A 24,568-nucleotide genomic window follows, 5' to 3' on the forward strand; every position below is an offset into this window, starting at 1 on the left:
TTTTAGTATTTCATCTTGATTTGTTACACTTGTATCATAAGTTAATGTTGCCATTTGGGTTTCTTGGTTCCAATCTACTTTGGCAATTTTTTTAATACTTCCTGTTTTTTCGATGGTAGTTTTGCACATTCCACAGTTTCCATAGACTTTAACTGTTTCAGTTTTTGCATTTTTTATTTGTGCGTTGATAGAAGTTGATAGCAACATTACAGTTGCTACCATTATTTTTATAAATGAACTTTTCATTTTTAAATAATGTTTAAGTAATCAAAGTGGTTTACCTTGATTGATTGATAAAATAAATTTGAATAAATAACAGTAGTGAAAGAAAAGGTATTGTAACCCAAATAATGGTGTAGCAAAAGGTATTCTAAAACTGTTGTAAATTGGATAGCAAAACGCTATGAATTTGACACACTTATGGCTGTCAAAAAAGGAATTTAGCTTATTTTAGGTATTAGCCAAATAGAATAAAAGCCATCAGAAATTGATGGAGAGGAGTAAGAAAATTTAACTTTCTCGATTGAAGAAAAATTAAATGTGTTGTTTTGAAAAGTAATATCAGTGAATAGATTTACTGGTGTTGTTGGACAGGTTGAAGAACAACCACATTGTGAATGCCCACATTTTCCACCGCAACCTTTATCATCATTGCTTTTAGAATTATCGTCTTTACTACAACAACTCTTTTTTTCTGTTTTGTTTGAAGATGCTTCTTTTTTACAAGAGTGCTTTTCGCTACCACTACCACAAGCAATAGCATCATTAGGCATAAGAAATATGCCTAATAAAACTAAAAATATAAAGTGGTATCTTCTCATTCGAAAAATTATCACACAAATATAATCAAATTTAATCAAACTTAAATTAAAAATTTGTTAAAGCTATATAGTCTTTTAACAATTATTCAAAAACCTATTGTTGATTTGTACTTTGCTTATTTATATCGTCAAGGTATAATTGTAAGTCATATAAGTAAATCAATTCGTCATTTTCCTGTTCCGGCATTTGTGCCAGCTGGACAAAACTGATATTTTCAGCCATTGATTTTTCGCCGAGTAAATCCTGCAACATAATATTTATAAGAACGGGCAAATTTTTATTGTGTGAATAGATGGTAAAATTCTTTAGGTAAACGATCATATCTATTTTTTTCTCCCCGTCATATTCAAACGGGATGAATTTGAGCTCACTTGTTTTTAGAGTTATGTCATTAAAAATGTATGGTTCATCTATTCCCGCTTCTATATCATCGATATCCTGACGTGGCTGGACGAGTGCGGTAAATTTCCAATCCCATAACCTGGGTGCGGTTTTTTCTAATTCAATAACCATATTGAAAAGTTCCTGTTTTCCTTTTGCGGATATAATTAACTGTGTCTTTTTTTTCTTCACTTTGGGAAATACAATTATATATTCGAGTCCAGGGAAATAGAATTGTAGATGCCAATTCAGCCAAAACATATAATGCTTTTGTTCTTTATGATTTAAACTCATAAGGTTCTTTAGTTTGTTCTTGTGTTTGAGGAACCATGTCCAAAAGTGGGTTGTCTTGTTTTTCATTGCTTTAATATTTAATTAGCGTTTGTCTTTTGTGTTTTTGTCGTAGGCAATCAGGTTCATCATCTCGCGAAGACGACTTCTAACCCTAATACCGTAATGCTGTTCGATTTCGGAGGCCGAAAGGTTTGTTGTAATGTGTGTTGGGATTCTTTTTGCGATAAATATGTCGTAGCGGCTTAAAAAGACTTCAGCCATTACATTGCATTCATTCCCGTAGTATTTTAGATTATTTTCTACCCCTAGGTCATCGAAGCAGTAAATTTTTGGTTCAGATATATAAAGCTTACCATTAGCATAACGGTGGATTACTTCATAACCATCCTTAATGAACTCGAAGCTGATATCGCGGCAAGGCTTCACTGAAAACTTGTGTGGTACAGGTGTTAAGTATTTCATGATATTTAGCAACGATGTCTTACCACAGCCGACTGGACCAGAAAGTATGATTCCTTTATTCAAATCTAAATTGTAGCGGAAGCATGTTTGTTCGTCCTTTAAGAAATAAGCAATTAGTCTATAAACTACAGGATAATCGGTTTCCATAATTTTGAAATGATTACCATATAATTCCTGGCCTTTGCGTTCTATCCAACTTGTGACCTCAACATAATCATAGTGGCTCGGAATAGTCTTTTCCTGCTGAAGTGTCGAGTTGTTGTGTTCTGTCTGTTCGTTCATTTGAAAGAATGAATTTTGGAGCGTTTAACATCCAGTTACTGGCGGCGGCCTGCCAGTCGGCCATTGGTGTCTTGCCGCCGACAAGCCAGCCAATACTTTTGAAATAATTAAAAAACTTGTTAGCTTCGAGTGCAGGGAATTGCTGTTGACGAAAGTATTCGAGTACTTCATCAATGGTTGGTGGTTCTACCTTTTCTTTTTGCTCGGAACTTTTTTGCCGACGGTTTTCAGTGTGCTCCGCATTGTAGTCGGCGAATGCCGGAGAAGAAAATTTTGCTTTTTCATCCACTACATTTTCCGGCATTTCTTTTTGCCTCCCGTTAATATTTTTAGCGGGGTCGGCGAATGTTGAAAACATTTCTTCTTTTTTTGCGGAACTTTTTTCTTCTTTTGAATTTCCATCTTTAAAAACGAATTGCTCTTCTTCAATTTTTTTTTCGAGCTCGCCCAAGTTTAAACTGTTTGAATTGTTTACATCGTTTGTATTGTTTGTATTGTTTATATAAGGTACTACGACTTGTTCACCAACTAGTTCAGGACTTGTTTCACTACCGGTCTGCAACTTGTCTGCAACTTGTTCATCAATAGGTTTAAAATTTGAACTGGTGTTTTTTGGTAAGGGCTTTAGATCATCTGAAAAATTGAATAAAAAAACATGACTCCCTTTAAATGGATTGTATGATGGTTCGTATTTAATATAGCCCTGTGCGTGCAATGCTTTTAGGCATTTGTGATAGGTGGCTTTTGAACTAATCTTACTAATTCGCATTATTTCATCACGGGAAATACTTATCGGATTTTTAAACCGGTTGTAGTTCCAGAATTGAAACAATGACATGTATAGACTTACATGTGTCGGATTCAACATTCTATCATTGGCTACTTTATCAAAAAAACCGGTAAGGTGTTTTATGTAATTCATGATTTGAATTACTTTGAGTTAAAGAGTGTGCGCTCGGCACTTACTTTATTTTCATCGAGTAGTTTTTCGATATCCTTTTGAGCATAATATATAATACCGCCAATCTTGGTGTAAGACAGTGTTTTATTTATGCGCAAGGTTTGTAATGTTCCCGGAGAGATATTGAGTAGTTTGCGTACCTCTTTTGATTTTAACCATTGTTTAGTCTGTTCGGTTTTGCCTTGGAGAATTTCTCTAATGTCATTTAAAAGTAATGTACGGAAATCATTGAGGTCTTCTTTTGTTAGAATTTCAACTGCCATAATTTATGTTTTACATTGTTATATTTTACCGATTAACACCCAAAATAACCTTAGTAAATTGGCCTTTTTTCCTTTCTTCTTCAAAATAAAAATAAAACGTAGCTATGCTATGCTTGATTTTTCTTTATTGAATAAATAAAAAAAGCCTCAATTTCTTTAAGGCAATTTTGAATATTAACCGGTAATGCAAAATTGTATGAATTGGCAATTTTTATTTCACAAGTCAATCACAAGTTGTGAAAGAAAAAAATAAAATTTATTGCGAATTGGCCGCTGTTATTGACTTTTTCAATTTGTAAATAAAGTACGTTGGTGTAATTCCTGTTCGAACTTTGAATGCCCGAGTGAAGTTTTGGGTAGAACCAAAACCGGCTTCTTCTCCTAATGCTTTGTTAGTGTAGTTTCGGTATTTGCTTTCTTTTTTTAGAATATCAATTATGTAATCTATTTTTAAATCGGTGATGTACTCTATGGTGCCTTTTCCTCTGTGTTTTGCAATAACCTTAGTCACATATTTTGTATTGGTATTTAATAGAGATGCCATTTTTACGAGTGTCATGTCTTTTTCTAAGTACTTTTTGCTAGCCTCTAGTTTATCTAATTTTTTTAAAATGCCTACTTCAATATCCGGGCTTATTTCTTGACTAGTTTGTTTATTATTGGTTTCCTGAATTTGAGGATTGATCATTTCTTGCTTTGTAGAGACTTCCGATACTAAATACTCTATGTTGTTATTAAGAGTTTTTGGTTGGGTAGTATCGCGTTTCATTACTTCTTCAAAAAGCCTTTTATTTTTGAAATGTCTGTATACTAAATAGACTATAACAAGTGCCATCAGTGTAATAATACTAAAACCAACGACGGTTCTGAATGTCATTGCATTTTCGATTTCCTGTTTTGATTTAAGTAGTTCTTTTGTATCGTATTCTTTGACTATTTTTCTTAATAGGTATTTGTAGTTATGGCCAAGAATATGATCAACTTTCAATAACTGATTGATGTAATATAATTGGGACTTAGTGTCTCTGTGGTTTTTATAGTAATCTATTAATAATTCGTAGCTTTCTCGTAAATCAGGACGAATGTATTTTTGCTGCTCAAATGCTTTATCGACTTTTTTAAAATATTCTATTGCCTTTTCTTGTTCCTTAAGAGACCAAAAGCACTTACCTAAATAAAAATATGCGACTGTCTCATTGGCAAAGTCTTTCTTACTTTGCATACTTGGTATAGTGCTATTCAAATCTTTGATTGCCTTGCTATAATTATTCTTGAAGTATTGATTAATTCCTTCGGAATGTATAAAGTAGGATTCCATATCAAGGTTTTCCAGCTTTCGTCCTTCATTAATTCCTAATTGATTTGTAGCTGAACTTAAGTCATACTTACCAACTTTGTTGTAGCACACTCCTAATCCATGAATGGAGTTAAGATAAGCGCGGTCATTTTCTTCCTTAAAATAGTCAATACATTCCCGAAATAAACTTATTGCTTCATCATAGAATCCTAAGTAATACTTGGTTTGTGCAATACCAAACTTTATTTTATAAATGGAATAGCTATCATCTGTTTTAGAAATATATTCGTCAGCCAATAAAAAATTGTCTAAGGCATTTTTATTATCCTTTTGTCCATAATATACAGTTGCTCTTGTCATGTATGCAGAAGCAATAAGTATATCATCTTTTGTATGATTAGCTGCAGTAAGAATACTGTCTGAGTACAGCAAATGGGTTTTCTTATCTGATAGGTACATTAAGGCCTTATAAGTCAATGCCATCTCCCGGTAATTTTTTTCGGATTTTATTTTTACCAACAAGTCTTTGGCTGTAGCAATAGATTTTAAAGTATCGCTTGTGTTCAGGAGAGCTCCACTACTAATTTGTCTGAGAAGGTTGTTTGCTCTACTGTTTTCTACTTGGGCATTTGCAAAATGCACTAACAATGTTAGTATCAATACCAATTTCTTTTGACTCATTTTTAGGGATTATAAGTAAATAAGATTCTCGCAAACCAAATTACGATAAGTGACAAATTGCGAATAAATGTAAAAAATTAATATTAAAAACAGTATTCCAAAAGGTAAAATATTGGGAATATACTGACTAGTCTGTAAGTGCCTGAAAGGTTGTTAATTGATTCAAAAAAACGGAGTGGTCGATTCGGGAATGACACATTTTAGATTCCCGAATAGAACAGAAGTTGACTTGTGAGGCGTCAAAACCCCCATTAGTTTTGCCTTGAATTCAAACGGTTTTGTTATGAGCGAAACCAAAACACTGTTCAAATTACCCCGGGCGAAATGAACTGATGAAAAAAAGTAATCAGTAACATTTAACACTTTAACAACCATGAAAAAAATATATTCATGCTTACTTATTTTGACATTTTTTACTTCCTGTACCGATGATTCGAATACACAGCAGGAAGTTGACACTAACACCATTGCCAATAGAGCAATTAATGAGCTATGGCCACTGAATAGTGATAATCCCTATGATGCTGTTGGACAGCTTCATGATACACTATTTGAAACTTATTATGCCAGTGAAAACCTTCCAAGTGATATTAATGGTATTATCAATAAGGTTGAATCTGTCGCAAATTCAAATAGTGCCTTTACAGCTTTGAAAGACACCAATTATCAACCAGTATCTGAACAACGCGTTCAGTATTTATTAGAACATAAAAACACCTGCGTTGCTGATGTAATTTCGAACAGTTCGATGACCGCTGCTGCCAAATTAAGTCTTGCCGACTTTATTAATTCTCTTGTCGTACTTTTTCCAACTGAATTTAATGGTGATGTGCTAAGTGATTTTGTAATAAAATATGAGGATGCCGTAATTGCCAATCCGGTATTTACAACAAATGATAAAAGAGTTATACTAATTACAACTTCAATGGCAAGGCACTCAGCTTATATGGCACGTAAAAAGCCCAAAAAGAATACTGACCCCGACTGGACAATTTTAGTAGTTAATATAGTTGCTGCGGCCGATGGAGCAGAGAATGGAATGGCTAAAAGCGTAACTGAAGGTTTAGTTGGTGGTATAACATCTAATTAGAAAATAGAGGAAAGAGCAAAGAATAAAGATGAGATTGCCACATAGCCTTGCAGGCTATTCGCAATGACACAATTGGGGCTGTCGAAGTTTGGCAGCCCTTATTAATTTTCATCAGCATCATCCATACGGAGGATTAGTTTTTCTTTTAGTGTATTTAGGAATTTAGTTCTTTCGGATTTTCGAGCACGGATTTCAAGGAAGGTGCGATTGAATTGCCCCAAATCGACCTCAAAGGCATCTTCGAAAAATGTTGTTACTTCTTTTAGTTCTGATGCTCCGTGATTGAAAACGCCTTCGGTGTGAAGTGCATAAATCAGTTCGATTAACGCTACTTTTGAACCTGTCCATTTTTGTGTTTTTCGATTAGGTAACAGAACTGTATTTGGGTCTTCTTTATTTTCTAATTTTGAAATCTCAGTTTCTAAATAGATTTTTATGGTATCGTTTGCCTGAATTCGTGCTACTTTATAATCGTGTGAAGTAGAGAACCGATGGTCTGCCTGAAAGTAAAAGCTATCCAATGTATGCCGGAGATCGTGTTTGCCACGAATGAAATATTTATTGTCGAGGTTCCGGTTCCCGGTTCGGTAGTATTTGTAAAAATCTAAATTTTCGGTAAAATAGGTTTCCAGTTTTGTCAACTCGGCATTGTAGAACTTGCGGATAGCTTTTTTGGAACCAAAAGGTTTATTTATTTCTATATTGTAGATGTCGTTGTAGTAAATCAGCTTAGCCGCGAACAACGGTTTTATATTTCGGAAAAAATAAATTTCTTCTGATTTGTTTTCGAAGTGGTGATTTAAGAATGTTGTTTTGAGTTTTTCTAGTATTGCAATCAGCATCTTTATTGCCTGCTCTGCGTATTGAATTGGTTCTTCCGTTTCGGAATGGATTACTTTTAAATGACTCTCTAATTCAGATAGTAAGGATTCAGAAAACAATTTCATTTGCCGTTAGTTGATGGTTGGATTAACTTCGTTCAGTTCGGTCATCGTTAGGCAACGATGCACCTCGTGTAGGGCAAATCTATTGGAGTGTGGTGTTGGGTGCAAATGGTGTGGTGTTGGATTCCCGAATCGAATAGTGCAATTTCCGAATTGCAAAGTAATTTTTAAATCATTCCCTTTCTTTTGGCTTGACCCAAAAGAAACAAAAAGTCAAGGCTATGAATCTTCAGCGGTCAAATTAATTCTTGAATTTGCTTCGCACCGTTCGGCTTCGCCTCGGGTCTAAATGAAAAGAACTCGGCTGTGCCTCAAACAGCTTTTCATTTTTGCTTCGCCAGTTCGCTTTGCTCGGGTCGAATTCTTCGAATATTTGACACTCGCTTCCAGATTATTTCATCAGTTCGCCTTGCAGGCTCGGGTCTAAGGCCGTTCTAAAAGCATATACTGATTATGGCGCCGATATTTTTTGTGATTTCTCTATTTATCCTATTTGTTTATTTATTCTTTAGGGAAATAAAACTTGACCATAAACGGTTTTTGGAAGCTGACCGATTAGCTGATGAACATGTTTTGAGGGAAGTGGAACGATTCAAAAGAACAATGGGTCAGTTGTCTGACAAGTCTATTACGAAGTAGCTTCTCTATTGATCTTCCAATTTACTGTTTCGATTCGATCATGCACTGTTTTTAAGCTTGTCAAAATTTGCTCTTCGGTCGGCAAGTCGCCATAAACTAAATCTTTGAAAGTAGTATTATAAGTATTTCGCATCTGATTCCATGTGTTTTCGATATCAGCATAAATCATGGCAGTGGCCGGGTGATTATCAAGCCATCCATTGTTATTCTTAAAACTTATTACATCATCATTGGCGACAATTAGTAATAGCTTGTCAAATTCGGGAGAATGAAAAAAAGCATTGACTTCCTTGTTATCCAATAGTTTATAAATGTCATAGACATGACGGATTTTATTATTCAAATCGGTAATGGGATCTTCTGTAAATGAAAACCGCATCAGGCTCATGATTTTCTCGCAGAGTGTACGTTCCAGACTGAGCACCAGAACTTCAAACGGCTGCAGACCATATTGCTCAATTAATGCTTCCTGATTATTGGCTTTCATCATTTCGGCTACAAAAGATGTCACCATTGCATTAGTATATGGCTCAAAACTTCCTAACCAGGTTGACTCTACAATAATGATATCACGAACCTGCCCAAAATCACCCTCAAATGTTTTGTTATAGTTGTGTGCTGTTTTTCGAATCATTCCCATTTTGTTTGTAATACCTTCAATCTCAATCTCGGGCAATATCTCTGCTACTACATTTGAAATTTTCTTGATTTTGGCTTTTAACTGATTGCCTGTTTCTTCCTCATTTCTGAGAATAACCATATCAATGTCTTCTGAAAAGCGTTCAATTATGTTGTAGCATTTTGACAATGCTGTTCCTCCTTTAAAGACTGCTTCCTTTCCTATATCTGAAGTAAAGATGCGGTTTAGCGCCAGTGTTACCCAATAATCTTTTTCAACATAAATTTCCTTAATTCCTTTTTGCTGTGCTGTTGCCAGTATCGCATCGTTGTATAGTTCTTTATTTTCGTGTAGTGTCATACTATGTTCCAGTTTTTAGCATTGGGTAAAATATCCTCTGTAATTTTGTATTCATATTGTGAAAGTGGATTAAGACTTTCTTTTAATGGTTTTATTTCTTCATTATTCATAAAAACTTCCACTATTGCCCCTAAAATTGCTCGAGTCCTTGGAGGGTATTTCAAGGCATACTTTAGCAGTAATTTTTTATCTTTTTCATCCCATTTTTTTATTTCATTTGCCAAAAGTAACAGCCCTGATCTTTTATCCATATCGGGGATTTGTTTAAAATCTTTCAGCGCATCTAAAATTTCTAATACATAGTAATTCTTATCGGAAACATCTATGTAACTTTTTACCGGTTTGCCTTTTAGACTTCCGATTGAGGCAAAAATTCGTTTGTCACGACTGGCAATTTTAATGACTTTAGGTATTTGTGTGGTTAAACCAAGTCGGTTGTATAAACTTACTCCGGTTATGTATGCTATTCTTTTATCATTTTCGAATAGGTAATTTTTTAAAAGTTCTTCTTCCCGAGGCTTTAATTCGCCAAAAACTGTTTGCTTTGGTTTATAAAACACCCCAGTTGAAACACGCTTTAGCACTCCTTTTTTTATTAAACGCTCTAATGTTTTTGCAGTAGCAGCATACTCATCCGATTTAACAGAAAGCGTTTGATAGGTGAATGTGGTGCCTATTGGCAGTTTCTTAACCTTATCTTCTATTTTTTTGGAAATCGTCATGCTCTATTCTTTAGAGATACAAAGATACTATTATTTTTTTAATCTGTCAAGTAAATGAAGCAATATACTTGACAAAATATTTAAATTATATTTGTTTTACAGTTTGTTAGTGTAACTATATTGACTATGTTAACTTGACTTTCTCGAAAAAGGCAGCCTAACTTTACAGCACTTTATTAAAGTAATAAAGTGCACGCGCGATAGCACGGTTCTACTGAACCGTGCTATCAGTTTTTATTGTTACAACAACTATACTTTACTTTTCCTATCTTAGCCCTACCACAATTTGTAATTTCATGAATCTCCCACATAGTAATGCACTTCCTGTATCTAAACTAGCGGCTTCGTTTGGCAATACCTCGGCGACGTATAAGTTTTATTGGCTGTTGGCTATTTTGGAATTGGTAGAGGAAGGGCTGCTGACTATACCAAAACGGCATTTATTTGCGAGAATGATTGGCAATGCGTGGTATACTGTGAATTATTTTCATGTGTCGTTTGGGAAACAGGATTTGATACAACAAGCTGTACACTCTATTTTGGAACAGGAACGGTTGACTATTGATATAAAGAAAGGACTACTGTTACCCATATTAGAAAACTCCGATCTAAAAGTTACACAACAAGCCCTTTATCATTTTAACAAAAATGTACCGCATTGGTTTTTATCTCCGTGGTTTAGTAAAGTGGCGGGTGAGAATGATGTTGCTTACCGGAAGCGAATATATGCTTCTTCGCAAGTTTTTGAAAATGATTGTTTGTATGCCTTGTATGATGATTACATTATTATAAATCCTAAGTGGGTTGGTTACCTAAAAGCAAATGCCAAAATACTAAAGGATTTTATTTATTGGAACCTGACTTTGTTTTTGCAGACCCGCAACCCGAATGTGCCGGATATCGCTAATAAGTTAATACGACCGCCTTTTAGAGGTTCGCTAACTAACCAACGGAAGAATTACTGGGACATCGTATTTAAAGAACTAGGAACTGTAGATTGTATTTTTACCAATACCGCTTTGACCATTGACCATTATGCATTGGACCATTTTATACCCCACGCTTTTGTATCACATGATTTGATTTGGAACTTGGTACCGATTGATATTAGTTTTAACTCTACTAAAAGTGATAAGCTGCCCAATATGGAAACCCATTTTGATGGGTTTTATGCTTTACAAAAAACTGCTTTTGAAATTATACACCATTATAGCCCTAAAAATAAATTGCTTGAAGAGTACTTGATTATTTATCCGGAATTAAATAGTCAGAATTGTTTTGATTATACTAGGTTTAAGGAAGGTATACAGCCGTTGGTTACAATTGCTCATAATAATGGGTTTGTGTACTTACCTTAGTTATTTTTTTTTCGGAGCAACTTGCTATCTGAAATTCTGGGATTGGTAAAATATCCTAATTCTTCTTTTATTTTTTTTGCCTGATTTATAAAATCATCGTCCATTTCCGGAATATCGAGAGTACATATATCAAAACAACTATCGCCTTTTGAATTACTACCCATTGAAATTCCAATGATTTTTTCGGCGGTAGGGTTTTCAAATCGTGCCACAATACATCTCAATTCTAATTCTCCTTCTTTTTCTTCCCAATTCTTGTCGGTCAGCGGCATAAATACATAGGCATGTTTACTTCCTTCCAATGGCCTTAACATACGTGCCTTCACTTTATCCTTAATAGCGCTATTCAACATTTCGCCCAATTCAATTCGATTGATTCGAGGTTCTAGATTAATAGTGCGAATTGCTTCTTCTAGTTCCTCTCTTCGTTCATTTGCTGTTTCCTCATTGATATGATGTGTATGTAAGTGTCTAATCATAAAATCCCACACATAACTAACTGCAATATCCTCTCTCCATTCAGCATATTCCTTACTGGCAATATAATCTTTCCATAAATCTCTCCCTGAAATTATAGCATCATCAGGAATCTCCATCTTTAATCCGCCATCGAGATAGAACGCTAAAAAATCTGTTTCGGTTGGAATGAGTATTGTTTTGTTCTTTTCAAAATTTTCTTTTGCTAGTAAATACTCTGTAAAGTCAGTGATAGTATCCAGTTCATCAAGTAGTGTAAAAGTTGTTTTCTCATCAAATACGCTGACATAACCTTTTCCGAAATTGCCTGTCGGTAATGGAAAATCATCATCACTTCCAAAAGCAATGGCAATTCTGTGAATTATGCGATTTTCTTTTTTTGGCAACTTTATAGTTGTTTTTTTGCCTTTTAAAATGACCTCATCAACATCTAGCAGGTATCGCTCTGCTCCATAAATTTGTTTAACAGATTCATGAACCGCCTGGTTCACCCATCTGTCATAAACAATAGATTTGTCGTTGTGCTTGGTAAGTGAAATATCTTTTACTGATATTATAATAATTGTGGGTCCACAGACTATAAGAACATCACATAATTCCTTTCCTTTTTTTCCGAGTGGATTTGCAAAACTCCAAAATGGAAGAAAAGATTTTTCACAAAGATTAGCAACATATTTTTCTGATTGTGTCATCATGCAGCAATTTAGCCAATAAGGATTGAATTAATCGCCTTTTTTAAATTTACCTGTATTACTATCATAAGTTAAAAGTGTTTGAAGCTTTATTGTTTTATTTCCCTCAGTTGAATAGAAATGTACTTCATCATCTTTCATAATTATATCGCTCTGTACCTCATCACTCATTTTTATATTAATAGCATTGGCTTTTATATTACCCTTGTTGTCTTTTAGTGTTCTACCAGTTATATTTTCAGGAGTGACAAATTGAAAATTAATCATAGTGTTGCAGTTTAATTCTAATAAATCGATATTTTGCCCTTCGGATGTCTTAACGTAACTATTAGTGAAAGTTAAAGTGAAATTCACCGGAAAATCTTCTGACTTGTAATTCTTAATTGTCATCCAATTTAAAAGTGCCACATTAAAAATTTCCATTCGGTTATTATTGACGACCTCTGCTAAGATTTGCTTTATGCTTTTTGTATTACTATCATCAACGGAGTAAATTGTATTTGGACAATCTTTGTGTACTTTTTTTAGCGTTTCTTCATCAGCGTCAAATGTTAGCATTAGTGAGTTGAATTTATAAGTAAAAATGGGTTTTATTTGCCTCACCGGTAACAGCTGCAGTAGAAAATCCCTAGTTAGCGATTCAGCCGTCATTAATTCAATTCCAAATGTGTTGGCTGCATTAATTGCATCTGTTTGAAAACCATTGGCACTGATGAATATTTTTTTATTTATAGATTTTATTCTTTCACATTTACCGTGAAATGCTTCCAATTTCTCAACAGGAATTTTGCCTTTGTAATCTTTACATTCAATTGCAATATTCATTTCAAAGCCATTGATTTTAGATGCAATTAAAACATCAATTTCACGATTTTTGCCACTTGAATTAGGAATGCTATAGTTTCTAAATACTTCTGTATATTCAGAATCCTTAAAAGTTTCCTGAATTAGAGCAATTGTTTTTTCGAACTGTTTTCCGTTATTCATCTAAACACTTCTTAGGGTAAGTCTTTTATCTACTAGAGCCAAATATTTCATCCCGCTTTGATCAAAAATATTTTCGGGTTTTTCGACTTTTGATGCTGCATGAATGCCATTTAAAAAGCCAGGAGTTGCTGCTGCAATGGCTAAGAATTTATTTTCGACAGTTGCCATAGAAATGCCTGAACTTAATAGCCCACAAACTGTTCCGAAAAATATATTTCCCATTTGGCCTTCATTCATTTTTGCAGAAAGTTCATCTTTTCGAAATTTTAGTTCTTTCAAAGTCTCCGTAAATAATTCGGTACCTTCTATGTATTGTGGATTCAATGTGATTAGTTCTACTTTATTCTTAAAGGCTTTGAGTAGGTCAGGATGTTTATCTTTAAAAGCCCTGACTTTGGCTAAATCTATATTTTCAGGAAAAGGGATTAATTCTTTTAGAATAGTTCCTCTTTTTCGGTTTTGATTCATTTTTGATGTCATAAGTCCTATTACATTCACCACATCTGTTGTAGGCAGCATCTCTAATTCTTTACTAATCGTCATGGCTAATAGTTTCATTAATAGGTTAGCGGTTTTGCTTTCTACCAAATACCAACTATCGTCAGGACTTAACCTCTCGGCTAATCCTAAATCCTGCAAAGCATAAAATATCTCACCGTCAAATTTATCAGCATGTAATTTAGAAGGGAAAAAGCGTTGTGTTGGTCTTGAACTTTGACGGTCATCATTATTGGAATTGTTTCTTATGAAACTATTTTTATGTTGTTTAAGGTAGGATAAGAATGCCTTTGAAAATTCTACAGGGTTAATAACCTCCAGAGGATTTACAGGAATAACCAATTCATTCTGAACCAAATCAAGCATGAACGGGTCGTAATTTCTATCGGGATTATAGAAATACTCTTGAGGTACAATTGAACCAATTGTATCGTAATACAGGAGCGTTCTCAATGTCCAATCGGTGCGTGGGAGGTTGATATAAGGGTAGTATAAAATGTTATCCATAGTTTAAATGAATTAAAAATAACGACTTGTTTTCACAGTTTCAGTAAATTCATTTCGCATTTTCCTGAATTACGTGCCACTGACCCTCTTCATAATTACAGCTAACACTTCCGATTAAATGGCCATTTAAATCTTTTACATACAACCTTTTGAAATCGCCCAGCGTTATCGAAATATTTTCAACAGCAACTGAAAAAATGGCAGCAACTAATGCATTAATTTCTCCGCGATTACTATCATAGATGTAGTCCCATTTAAGTTTGTTAGTTGAGGAAGGACTGGTATCTATAATTAAATTACCCGGTGTATGAACCAGTTGAACGGTACCTATATTTCGATTGTTGTATATTACTTCTGCAAAGGTTCCGAAATCGATGCCGCTATCGACCGGTATTTTTAATCTTGTTTCTAATAGTTTTCCTAATTCGTTCATAATTTTGTATATTTTGACCCTATAAATGTACCTAAAAATTTATACAAGTTATGACTTCTGATGAGAACTATATATTGACGGGTAATGCTGTGGAGCGCTACTTTGATCTTCACAAAGCATTATTGGAATTTTCATCGCTTTTTGATTATAGTGAGCCGAATGAGAGAAGTATTGCCATAGTAGGTGCTACCTATCTTGAAATGATACTTGACCACATACTTCTTGCATTTTTCCCTGAAGATGATAAAGAGGTTTTGAGATTACTGGATTATAATGGACCTCTTGGTAATTTTAGCAATAAAATTAGTATGTGCTATTGCCTGGGATTGATTGACAAAACCATTAGGGATGACTTAACACTGGTAAGGAAAATCAGGAACAAGTTTGCCCATGAAATGGTAATACGTTTTACTGATGAGCCTATGCAGTCGTGGTGTCGTGATTTAAAATGGCACAAGATTTCGTTAACACCATTTCCTCCTAAAGATGCTACAAGCCGTGATTTATTTCAAGTTGGCGTGCATCAACTTATCAGCCATCTAAACGGATGCGTGGGTACAGCAAGAAACCAAAAACGCACTCTTTTAAATAACTTTACATAAGGGTCTACATAGAGTATAAAACATCGGAATTTTAATAATTTTTTGTTTAAATTTACCCGCGTTATCAAATCAATTATGAGCAAAATTAGAATTAGAAATTTCGGACCCATCAAAGCAGGGCTGCAAGTTAACGAGGGATGGCTTGACATTAAACGTGTTACCGTTTTTATTGGTAATCAAGGTTCGGGAAAAAGTACTGTCGCAAAATTAATTTCTACTATCGTTTGGATTGAAAAAGCTTTGGTAAGAGGTGATTTTACTTCATTAACAAGGGAAGAATTTAAAATTCACTGCTCTTACCAAAACATTGGCTCTTATTTTAAAGATACTACCGAAATTGAATACCACGGTAAGGCTTTTATTATTCGTTATAATACTAAAAGTGAAGATGTTTTTATTGAAAGAAATCCTATGAATGGTTATTCCTTTCCAAAGATTATGTATGTACCGGCAGAGAGAAACTTGGTTGGTTCGGTTAGAAATGTAAGAAACTTAAAAGGTCTGCCCAGTACACTTTACACTTTTGCTGATGAATATTTTGATGCCTTGGATGAAATTGATGCCTTGGACGGAATGGTAGATTTACCTATCAATAATGCCCAACTCGAATATGAAAAGTTTAGCAATATCGTTAGAATAAAAGGTAAAGATTATACAGTAAACCTTACTGAAGCTTCTAGTGGTTTTCAATCTTTCGTGCCTTTGTATATGGTAAGTTCGTATTTGGCCGATTCTCTTTTTAGAAAGCGTGACCATTCTACTAAACATACTAGTCTTGACGAGGAAAGGAATCTATTTTTACAGGTACAGGAAATTATGAGCGATCCCACATTGTCTGAAGATGTGAAACGAGCACAGCTTCAACTTTTATCAGCGCAACGTAGTTATTCTGCCTTTTTAAATATTGTTGAAGAGCCGGAACAAAACCTGTTCCCTACTTCTCAGCGGGAGGTGTTGAATACTCTTGTGCGATTTAGCAATCAAAATGACAATAACAAATTAATTATAACAACTCACAGCCCTTATTTATTAAACTACTTAACCTTAGCAGTAAAAGCGCATACTCTTGTTAATAGAATAAATAATAATGATGATGAGATGCTACGAAAAGTGCATCAAATTGTGCCCATCATATCGGTCTTAAATGGCGAGGATCTTGTGGTATATGAGATGGAAGAGGCAGAAGGGACTATTTCGCTATTGGAGGATTATCAAGGAATGCCCTCAGACGACAACAAACTTAATGAACGACTTGGCGAAACCAATGAGCTTTTTGCAAGGTTACTGGAAATACAGCAAAAGTTATGAGTTTAAATTTTATGGATGCAGGATGCCAAACGCACTCCAGCCGGAAAAAATTTGGATTATGTGATGATCCGCCACCTGCAAAAAACCCAGCCTATATTGATGAAGCTAATGGTGCCAAATGGATTGCCGTGGTGATTAATGACTATGATTACTATTGCACTTTTACTGCTGTTGATAATTGTATAGATATCCGAAAGCCTAGTGGAAAACCAGACAAACGTTGTGAAGGAATCCTTTCTTATGATGATACCATCATTTTTGTAGAATTAAAACAGCGCGGTGCATTAGGACCCGATTGGGTTAAGACTGCGGAAGAGCAAATTAAGGTTACTATTGATCATTTTGAAAAAACGGATGCGGCGGAAGAGTTTACCGAGAAAAGGGCTTATATAGCCAACAGCGAACATCCAAAGTTTAAAGAAAGTCAGACTGAACGAATGGAAAAGTTTGCACAAGAGACTGGTTATGTTCTGCGAATTGAGAACAGAATAATTCTATTATAAATATATAAGATTGTTTGGGTGCAAACCCTTTAAAAATAAAATATGGAAAAACTGTTTCAGGAATTACTTAGCGCAAATACCGCAAAGGAAGTAACAGACGTTTTAGAAACACTAATCGATGATTATAGTGTCGATTGGACTCCAGTCGGAGGCTACAAGGATAATATTGCAACCATTAATATAGGTACTGATCCTGCAGCCGGACTTGCAGAAAGGCTCACAAATGCCATAGATGCTGTGATGGAACTCGAATGGAAAATTCAAGGCGAACCAAATAATATAAATAGCCCAAGAATGGCTTCCCAAACTTGGTTCGATTTGGAGGAAGGACGCTTAAAAAATGTCGAAAATGCAAGTGATAAAAAAATACAAGAACTCGCAAAGAAAATAAAAGTTACGCTAAGAGATTCTGAACGAGAAAATTATCCAACAGTTGAAATCCGTGATCAAGGTATTGGGGTTAAAGGAGATGATTTTTCAAAAACTATTTTAAGCCTTCATGGTCAAAATAAAATTTCAAAATTGTTTTTAATGGGTGCATACGGTCAAGGTGGTTCGACAGCCCTCTCATACAACAATTACACAATAATAATTTCTAAACCAGCACTTGGAGAAGAAAACGTAAAAGACGAAATTAGTTGGACAATTGTAAGGATTAACCCCGGTAATGTTGACTCTGATAAATTGGAATGGTTTGAATATTGCATTAATAAAAGCACAGGACAACCATTCAACCTAAAGGATTCGAAAGGTATTTTCAATCACGGGACATTAATTCGACACATTGGAATGGACCTTGGGAAGTACACCGCTAAAATTACAGGTCCGACATCTTCTCTGTGGTATTTAGCACATCACTACTTGTTTGACCCAGTCATACCGATAACTATAAGTGGTGAGCGAAAAAAGGATTTGAATAATGGTAAGGTAGAAAACCGTAGTATTTTTGGAAATAACCGACGATTGAGTAAAGGTGGTGGTGATGAAAAGAACTTGACTCAATATCAAAATGAGGTAAATCTAACTTTTAAGGATGGAAAAGTAAGAATCTACTATTGGGTCTTAACATTAGAAGGTTCAGATAAACCAATGGATAGAATAAAGAATTATTGTTTACCATCGCAACCAATTATTATTACATTCAACGGACAAAAACAAGGTACACTTCCAAGTTCTATTATTAAAGGGGATTTAAAGCTACCATTTATCGAAAAGTATTTAGTAGTGCAAATTGAATGTGATGGACTAGACAATGAATCTAAGAGGCATTTATTCAGTAGTACAAGGGAGTCATTAAGAGATACTTCTATTCTTGAAGAACTAAAAAAACTAACTATTGACACTCTGAAAGAAGATGATCAATTAAAACTATTAGATAAAGAACGGAAAGACCGTTATCTTAAAAAGGATGTAACTGAATCTCTCGATAAACTAAGAAAGAAACTTGCAAATAGAATAAACGTTTATTTTAAAGCAAATGGTGGTGGTACCGAAGTAAAAGCTTCCGAAACTAAGGAATCCGTTAAGACCAAAAAGCAGGTTCCAATTCCATTTAGTGATCCACCAACTTTTTTAGAGATAACTACAGAAAAAGGAAAAGAAATATATATTGGAAAAACTTTTAGTATTAAGTTCAAAACTGATGCACATCCAAGTTATTTTAATAATCCAGACGCATTTTTAGCGGTAATTGAACCACATTCTTTTGGAAGCTTTACAGGGTCAGCTAGAGTAATTGATGGATATGGTATAGCGTATTTTAAATGTAGAGAAGACGTTGAACCCGGAACAAAAGGAAATATAACCCTGGAACTTCGCCCACCAAAACAAAAAACACTAAGTAGTAACTTAGAAGTTCAGGCGATAGAATTAGCTGCAGATGGAGATTCAAAAAAAGGTGGCGATAAAAATATACCAAATATTCAAATTCATAATATTAATGAAGATGAAGCCTATTATAAAGAATCCGGTTGGAATTATGATACGGTAGCCGATGTAGACATCAGCAACGATTCTGTAGATATTTTTATAAATGACTCAAATAAACACTTGACAAAAATAATTACCCGCGCACAGCAATACAGTATGGAAGCTGTCGAGTCAATTAAAAATAGATATAGAGAACATGTTGGATTCTGTGCCTTTATGATAAGTCAAAACAAAATCGAAACAAGATTAAATAACGAAGACGGCCATCAAATTTCTCAAGAAAATATTGATGCTATAAAAAGAGCCGATTTAGCCAATGCTTGTGAAACAATTGTTGAGTTAATCAATGATTTTTTCCAAGTGATAATAACCGAAAATGTTGAGAATGACAATTGATAACCTACAAACGCCATGGTCAAAACTCAGTGCCCGAGATTTTGATTCCTGGCATTCTATGTGCTCCTATTTAGGAGCATTCCCTGCCCCCTTAGCAAATTACTTTATACAGTACTTTTCAGATGAAGGCGATCTCGTTTACGATCCTTTTTCGGGTCGAGGGACAACTGCATTGGAGGCTAGAATATTAAATAGAAATGCTTTAGCAACAGATTTAAATCCAATAGCTCTTGCTCTTAGTGAGGCCAAAAACTATAATCTTACCACAGAAGAAATCTTTACAAGAATTGATGAACTTGAAAGCAAGTATGATTATGCATTATATCAGCCAGAAGCAATTGCTCAATCTGATGAAATCCACCTAATTTTTCACCCAAAAACTTTAGCACAACTTTGTTATTTGAGGAGAAAATTATTGAAGTCGGAAAAGCAAGTTGATAAATACTTAATTGGAATTACATTAGGAATTTTACATGGTGGAGAACGAAAAGATACTAGCTCCGCCTATGCTTCGATAGATATGCCAAACACATTCAGCATGTCGCCTGAGTATGTAAGGAGATTTGTTCAAACAAATCAACTTAATAGATTTGAAAGAAATGTTTTCAGTTTATTAAAAGAAAAAACAACCAGAATGTTTAAAAAACATTTATCTTTAGGAGGTGAAGGTCTAATTATAAAGGCTGATGTCAAGTCATTATCCAATTATAATGAGTTACAGCCTTACAAGGATTCAGCTAGCTTAATTTTGACCTCACCACCATATTTGGGGATTGTCAACTACGCTAAACAGAATTGGATTCGTTCATGGTTTATGGATCAGGATCCAATTGCTGTATCAGAAGAATTGGATGATGATTTAAATTTAGACGGATGGATTGAATTTTCTAAACTGGCAATTAAAGAATTGAAAGAATTTTTGAAAGAGGATGGTGTTGCTGTTTTTGTAATTGGTGACGTTGCGAAATCAAAAAACAGTGTTATTCCATTAGCAAGGGAATTTTGTTTGATGATTATGGAAAATAAAATCTTTAAAAATGTTTGGTGTATTAATGATGTTATAACAAGCACCGATAAAACGACCAGAATCTGGGGAGATAAAAAAGGAATCGCTACCACAACGGATCGTATTGTAATACTATCAGATATTAATCCATTTGAAAAGTTCGAAAATAAGAATAATATTGAAAAGCTAAACATAGATTCTGTTAATGAGTTAACAAAGTATTTTATAGGAGTTTAAAAATAAAAATGTATGTCTAAAGTCCTTGATCACGATACCGTTTGGTTTCAAGAATTAGCACCACGGGATTATTATAATGAAAATGATCTTGAGCGTACTGTTAAGCTATACCTTGAAACAATTTTTCCAGATTATAGAGTTTTTTCATTTAAACAAAAGCTTTTAAATAACATAACTGGAAAATCCAGTGCGGCTGATTTAGGGATGATTAAAAATGATTATTCTGAATGGTATGTTATTGAAGTAGAGTTGGGAAAACATACTAAGGAAGAAGTAATAAAACAAATTCACACCTTCAGAAACTTTACTCCTAATAAGGATAATTCTGATTACATCTGTAAAGAAAGAAACGATTTAAACAAATCAAAGGTTGAATCACTTATTACATCTTCTATCCTCCCTAAATTGATGGTTATCGTTAATGAAGAAAAAGAAAAATGGAAATCTGATTTAGCAAAACTTTCCTGCGAAATGTGTGTTTTTCAAATATACAATGATTTTGACAACAGGAAACTGTATCGACTCTCCGGCGAATTCCCTACCATTTACACCGATTTTTGTCACTGTAAATTTGAAAAATCACTACCTTTCGCTATTAAATTACTTTCTAAAGACTTTCTTAATAAACACGGAATTAAGAACGGTGATACATTAGAAATATTTTTTGAAGGTAGGAGTTACAAATGGGAAAGACAGGACGACGGCAGTATTCCATACTTAATTTGTAACAGTACCACGTCTCCTCTTGATCCAATTTCGGCACGTTATAGGTTAAATTACTATTCAAAGAGCCGTACAATTCAAAATAGAAATTTGTTTTCAAGGTTATTCAGTAAAATCAAAACGATCAACCAAAATACATTCGTATTTATAAAAGACTAGATTATGTTAAAATTTGGAATAGAAAATAATGTTATTGAATCTTACAAACGGCTTTCATACGAGCCTTGGTTTGCTTTTGCAGAATTTATTGATAATTCAACACAAGCCTTTTTTGACAACGAAGAACTCCAAGAGAAATTTGAACTTTCCGGCGAGAAATTATCGATTTCGATTATTTATGATCGTGATGCTGATTTTATAACTATTACTGATAATTCTATTGGTATGGATTTGGCAGATTTAGACAGGGCAATGAAGATTGGTAAGCTACCCGAAAATACTGATGGGCGATCTAGGTTTGGAATGGGTATGAAAACAGCTGCGTGCTGGTTTGGTGACAAATGGTGGGTAGAAACAAAAAAGTACGGTGATGAAAACATATACAAAGTCGAAATTGATGTTGCAGCGATTGCCGCAATAGTAGGTGAAGTTGACTTAGTACCTACTATAACTCCTGGAGAAAAAGAAATGCACTATACAAAAATTACAATAGAGAATCTTAATAGGAAGTTTGTCGCCAAAACTCTTTGGAAAATTAAAGATTATTTAAGTTCAATTTACAGGTTCGATATAACTGAAGGAATAGAAATTAAGTGGAATCACGTTCCTTTAAGTTGGATAGGATATCAGGATGAGTTACATGTTTCTACTGATGGAATTAGATATAAAAAGGATTTTGAATTTGAAATTAATGGTAAAGTTGTTGAAGGCTGGGTTGGAGTTTTAGGTAAAGGTTATGGAAGCAGAAAAAAAGCAGGTTTTTCAATTATTCAAAACAAAAGAGTGATAGAAAGTGGATACAAGCCAACTACTGTCTATGGTGATCAAGAAGATGGTGGGAATGATTTAGTGAATCAGCGAGTAGTTGGTGAATTAATTTTGCAGAAGTTTTCGGTAAGCCACACGAAGGATAAAATAGTTTGGGAGGACGACGATGAGGATCTTTTGGATAAGAAACTTGGAGAAGTTTGTCATGATGCAAGGGAACTGGCTTTAACTCTCAGATACAATAAGGAAGAATTAAATAAAATTTTAACTTTTAAAGAAAGTTCAGTCACAATCCTAGAAAGTGAACTAAAGTCTGCTGAAATAAATTCATTTTGGAGAGCAGCTGACCCATATCCCGAAAAGATCATAGGCATGTCATATCAAAAAAGTATCCAAAGTACAACTTCTGAATATGAACCTGATTTAAAAGTTGAGCTTGGAGAAGATGATGATAAAATTACTGTAATTGTATTTTTTAGTGAAAAATCAGAGTTCGATCCTTACGTTTTAAGTGAAACGACTATCGAGGACTTAAAAATCATTGTTATAATTAATGTGCTGCACCCGCATGTACAAGATATGCAGCATCCAGAATCATTTACTAATTTTGTAAGGCACTCCATTTATGATGGGGTTGCAGAATGGAAAGCCTTAAAACTAAGAGGAAATATTCAACCAAATACAATAAAAATGTTAAAGGATACATTATTAAGAATTCCATACGAAATTATGGCAAATAAGATTTAAAAAAACATTTATCCTTAATGCAATATTATCTTATTGCATCATTTTTTAGACCATAATTCATTTGAATTATTAAAACCAAAGACGGTCGCACTCCTAACTTTACCGTGTTTCTCAATTTCAAAGTAATCCTTGTTTTTTGAAAGATGTCTTGCAATTTGTGCATGGACGTTTCTATGTGCATCCTTTCTATAATTTCTTAAAAGCAGTACATATTGGTATTCATACTTTTTTGCGAGTGCCCTGATAAAGATGTGAGAGTCGAACTTATCACTCATTTGTTCTTTGATCAATTTTTTTATCGCATTTAAATTCGCATTCATAAAGTCACTAGTTTTCATAATGGTATAATTTTTATAAAATTTATATACTATATAATACGATAAAAATATTTAACCTTAAAAACGAAAAAAAATGATGCCTCTCTGAAGATTACTTCTTTCGATTGCGCCAACTATCATTATAATGCATATTCCTTTTATTTTCATAGACTTTGCCACGGATATATACTCCAAGAATTATGACTGGAATTGCAAGTAAGATTTTGTACCACTCCATATTTAGAATTTTAAAAAAGACAAAATACTAAATGTCTCGAAAGTAAATTATGCAATTTTGGAATAAAAAAAGATGCTCGAAAGCATCTTAAATTTAGTGGTATTTATTGAAAAGGATTTACTTTTTTTCGGTTATTTTCAACTTTTTGTCGATCTCCTCGACTCTTTTAAAAAAAGATGAAATTGAAATTTTATAATATTCACAAAGCAAAAAGATGGTGCTTGGAGAAACTTCCACAGGACCTGTTTCAATCCTAGCTAAATTGATGGTTGTATTTTTTGAATCAAAAATATCTGTAATAACAGCATCTTGTGTCAGTGTTGTTTCTGCACGGAGGTCTTGTAAAACCTTTTTTGTTGCCGCTATAAGTTGAGTATTTTTTATCTGTTTCATTTGAATTCAAATTGACACAGAAAAAAAGTTTATCACAACGACATGTATGTCGGTAATAATTTTTATATTTGTCAGCATAATGCTATAATTAGTATTAAATTTGCGATTCTTCAAATAACAATATTGAAGCATTCGCTTTGAATCTCGTTTCAGAAAACTGGTAATTTTTTAAACGTACGAGATGATAAGTCAGATGCTCACGTCCTTTGGCGTGGGCTCACTTATTCGTACGTATGGTATACCAGTACCTCTGAAACGTTTAAGCTGAGTTCCGCGCCTTTTTTTATGGGGTAAACTCTGCTTCATGATTCACCATTTTTTAAAGGGATAAGGGACTAGGGATAAGGGAAAAGTTTATCCTGTTATCACTTAGATTTCTCTTTGTTTTTATAACTACTTATACAGCCTGCGTGTGAGTAATAGTTGAGTTTTTATTGAGTTGGGTTAGTTGCTATGCCCGCGCAGGTTTATTC

The 24,568-nt window shown here is 34.1% G+C and carries 25 protein-coding genes; 9 read left to right on the top strand and 16 right to left on the bottom strand.

Annotated features, from left to right (window positions below; translation table 11 throughout):
- The 7 genes from B3C16_RS09465 to B3C16_RS09495 form a co-directional block, all read right to left on the bottom strand.
- A partial coding sequence (locus tag B3C16_RS09465) for a heavy-metal-associated domain-containing protein (RefSeq protein ID WP_414655264.1) occupies nt 1-246 on the bottom strand: 246 nt, incomplete at its 3' end.
- A 194-nt stretch (nt 247-440) separates the two neighbouring features.
- Complete coding sequence (locus B3C16_RS09470) at nt 441-821, bottom strand: hypothetical protein (RefSeq protein WP_291131149.1); 381 nt, start codon at nt 819-821, stop codon at nt 441-443.
- Between the two features lie 94 nt (nt 822-915).
- A complete protein-coding gene (locus B3C16_RS09475; RefSeq protein ID WP_291131151.1) occupies nt 916-1,563 on the bottom strand; it encodes a hypothetical protein in 648 nt (215 codons plus the stop codon).
- Between the two features lie 15 nt (nt 1,564-1,578).
- Nucleotides 1,579-2,241, bottom strand: coding sequence for an ATPase (locus B3C16_RS09480; RefSeq protein WP_291131153.1), 663 nt, complete (start codon nt 2,239-2,241; stop codon nt 1,579-1,581).
- Nucleotides 2,174-3,010: a transcriptional regulator gene (locus B3C16_RS09485; protein ID WP_291131155.1), complete on the bottom strand. Its 837-nt coding sequence runs from the start codon at nt 3,008-3,010 to the stop codon at nt 2,174-2,176. Before B3C16_RS09485 ends, B3C16_RS09480 begins: the two co-directional genes overlap by 68 nt.
- Before the next feature lie 161 nt (nt 3,011-3,171).
- Nucleotides 3,172-3,465 (bottom strand): helix-turn-helix domain-containing protein, encoded by a 294-nt coding sequence (locus tag B3C16_RS09490; protein WP_291131157.1) that lies wholly within the window; start codon nt 3,463-3,465, stop codon nt 3,172-3,174.
- Between the two features lie 256 nt (nt 3,466-3,721).
- Nucleotides 3,722-5,443, bottom strand: a complete 1,722-nt coding sequence (locus B3C16_RS09495) for an AraC family transcriptional regulator (protein WP_291131159.1) — start codon at nt 5,441-5,443, stop codon at nt 3,722-3,724.
- Nucleotides 5,444-5,816: 373 nt separating this feature from the next.
- Between B3C16_RS09495 and B3C16_RS09500 the strand changes: the two genes are divergently transcribed.
- Nucleotides 5,817-6,533 carry a hypothetical protein gene (locus B3C16_RS09500; protein WP_291131160.1) on the top strand — a complete coding sequence of 239 codons (717 nt, stop codon included), beginning with the start codon at nt 5,817-5,819 and terminating at the stop codon, nt 6,531-6,533.
- A gap of 101 nt (nt 6,534-6,634) precedes the next feature.
- Here B3C16_RS09500 and B3C16_RS09505 read toward each other — a convergent pair whose 3' ends face one another.
- From B3C16_RS09505 to B3C16_RS09515, 3 genes are all read right to left on the bottom strand, one after another.
- The gene (locus B3C16_RS09505) at nt 6,635-7,480 is read right to left on the bottom strand and encodes an RteC domain-containing protein (RefSeq protein ID WP_291131162.1); all 846 of its coding nucleotides are present in this window, start codon (nt 7,478-7,480) and stop codon (nt 6,635-6,637) included.
- Between the two features lie 625 nt (nt 7,481-8,105).
- Complete coding sequence (locus B3C16_RS09510) at nt 8,106-9,095, bottom strand: nucleotidyl transferase AbiEii/AbiGii toxin family protein (RefSeq protein WP_291131164.1); 990 nt, start codon at nt 9,093-9,095, stop codon at nt 8,106-8,108.
- Nucleotides 9,092-9,817 (bottom strand): DUF6088 family protein, encoded by a 726-nt coding sequence (locus B3C16_RS09515; RefSeq protein WP_291131166.1) that lies wholly within the window; start codon nt 9,815-9,817, stop codon nt 9,092-9,094. Before B3C16_RS09515 ends, B3C16_RS09510 begins: the two co-directional genes overlap by 4 nt.
- A gap of 296 nt (nt 9,818-10,113) precedes the next feature.
- Between B3C16_RS09515 and B3C16_RS09520 the strand changes: the two genes are divergently transcribed.
- A complete protein-coding gene (locus tag B3C16_RS09520) occupies nt 10,114-11,175 on the top strand; it encodes an HNH endonuclease domain-containing protein (protein ID WP_291131168.1) in 1,062 nt (353 codons plus the stop codon).
- Here B3C16_RS09520 and B3C16_RS09525 read toward each other — a convergent pair.
- Genes B3C16_RS09525 through B3C16_RS09540 form a run of 4 tightly spaced genes read right to left on the bottom strand, consistent with a single transcriptional unit; the run spans nt 11,172 to nt 14,769 of the window.
- Nucleotides 11,172-12,344, bottom strand: coding sequence for a hypothetical protein (locus B3C16_RS09525; protein ID WP_291131170.1), 1,173 nt, complete (start codon nt 12,342-12,344; stop codon nt 11,172-11,174). The genes B3C16_RS09520 and B3C16_RS09525 overlap by 4 nt on opposite strands.
- 30 nt (nt 12,345-12,374) lie before the next feature.
- A complete protein-coding gene (locus B3C16_RS09530; protein WP_291131172.1) occupies nt 12,375-13,331 on the bottom strand; it encodes a restriction endonuclease in 957 nt (318 codons plus the stop codon).
- A complete protein-coding gene (locus tag B3C16_RS09535; protein ID WP_291131174.1) occupies nt 13,332-14,336 on the bottom strand; it encodes a kinase in 1,005 nt (334 codons plus the stop codon). It abuts the gene before it with no gap.
- A gap of 49 nt (nt 14,337-14,385) precedes the next feature.
- On the bottom strand, nt 14,386-14,769 hold the full coding sequence (locus B3C16_RS09540) for a hypothetical protein (protein ID WP_291131176.1): 384 nt from the start codon (nt 14,767-14,769) through the stop codon (nt 14,386-14,388).
- A gap of 50 nt (nt 14,770-14,819) precedes the next feature.
- Between B3C16_RS09540 and B3C16_RS09545 the strand changes: the two genes are divergently transcribed.
- The 7 genes from B3C16_RS09545 to B3C16_RS09575 all read left to right on the top strand — a co-directional run bounded on the left by B3C16_RS09545 (nt 14,820) and on the right by B3C16_RS09575 (nt 23,147).
- The gene (locus B3C16_RS09545; protein WP_291131178.1) at nt 14,820-15,371 is read left to right on the top strand and encodes an MltR family transcriptional regulator; all 552 of its coding nucleotides are present in this window, start codon (nt 14,820-14,822) and stop codon (nt 15,369-15,371) included.
- A gap of 75 nt (nt 15,372-15,446) precedes the next feature.
- Complete coding sequence (locus B3C16_RS09550; protein ID WP_291131180.1) at nt 15,447-16,679, top strand: AAA family ATPase; 1,233 nt, start codon at nt 15,447-15,449, stop codon at nt 16,677-16,679.
- Entirely contained in the window at nt 16,676-17,182 is a 507-nt protein-coding gene (locus tag B3C16_RS09555) for a hypothetical protein (protein WP_291131182.1), read from the top strand. Before B3C16_RS09550 ends, B3C16_RS09555 begins: the two co-directional genes overlap by 4 nt.
- Before the next feature lie 42 nt (nt 17,183-17,224).
- Nucleotides 17,225-19,507 carry a hypothetical protein gene (locus B3C16_RS09560; RefSeq protein WP_291131184.1) on the top strand — a complete coding sequence of 761 codons (2,283 nt, stop codon included), beginning with the start codon at nt 17,225-17,227 and terminating at the stop codon, nt 19,505-19,507.
- On the top strand, nt 19,497-20,750 hold the full coding sequence (locus B3C16_RS09565) for a DNA methyltransferase (protein ID WP_291131186.1): 1,254 nt from the start codon (nt 19,497-19,499) through the stop codon (nt 20,748-20,750). The genes B3C16_RS09560 and B3C16_RS09565 overlap by 11 nt, the downstream gene beginning before the upstream one ends.
- Nucleotides 20,751-20,762: 12 nt before the next feature.
- On the top strand, nt 20,763-21,632 hold the full coding sequence (locus tag B3C16_RS09570; RefSeq protein ID WP_291131188.1) for a hypothetical protein: 870 nt from the start codon (nt 20,763-20,765) through the stop codon (nt 21,630-21,632).
- 3 nt (nt 21,633-21,635) lie between these two features.
- A complete protein-coding gene (locus tag B3C16_RS09575; protein WP_291131190.1) occupies nt 21,636-23,147 on the top strand; it encodes an ATP-binding protein in 1,512 nt (503 codons plus the stop codon).
- A gap of 38 nt (nt 23,148-23,185) precedes the next feature.
- Here the strand turns inward: B3C16_RS09575 and B3C16_RS09580 are convergent, their stop codons facing one another.
- A complete protein-coding gene (locus tag B3C16_RS09580) occupies nt 23,186-23,485 on the bottom strand; it encodes a hypothetical protein (protein ID WP_291131192.1) in 300 nt (99 codons plus the stop codon).
- Between the two features lie 334 nt (nt 23,486-23,819).
- Entirely contained in the window at nt 23,820-24,095 is a 276-nt protein-coding gene (locus B3C16_RS09585) for a hypothetical protein (protein WP_291131194.1), read from the bottom strand.
- Nucleotides 24,096-24,568 lie beyond the last annotated feature (473 nt).

This window comes from Flavobacterium sp. UBA7682 (genome assembly GCF_002482945.1).
Taxonomy (GTDB): domain Bacteria; phylum Bacteroidota; class Bacteroidia; order Flavobacteriales; family Flavobacteriaceae; genus Flavobacterium.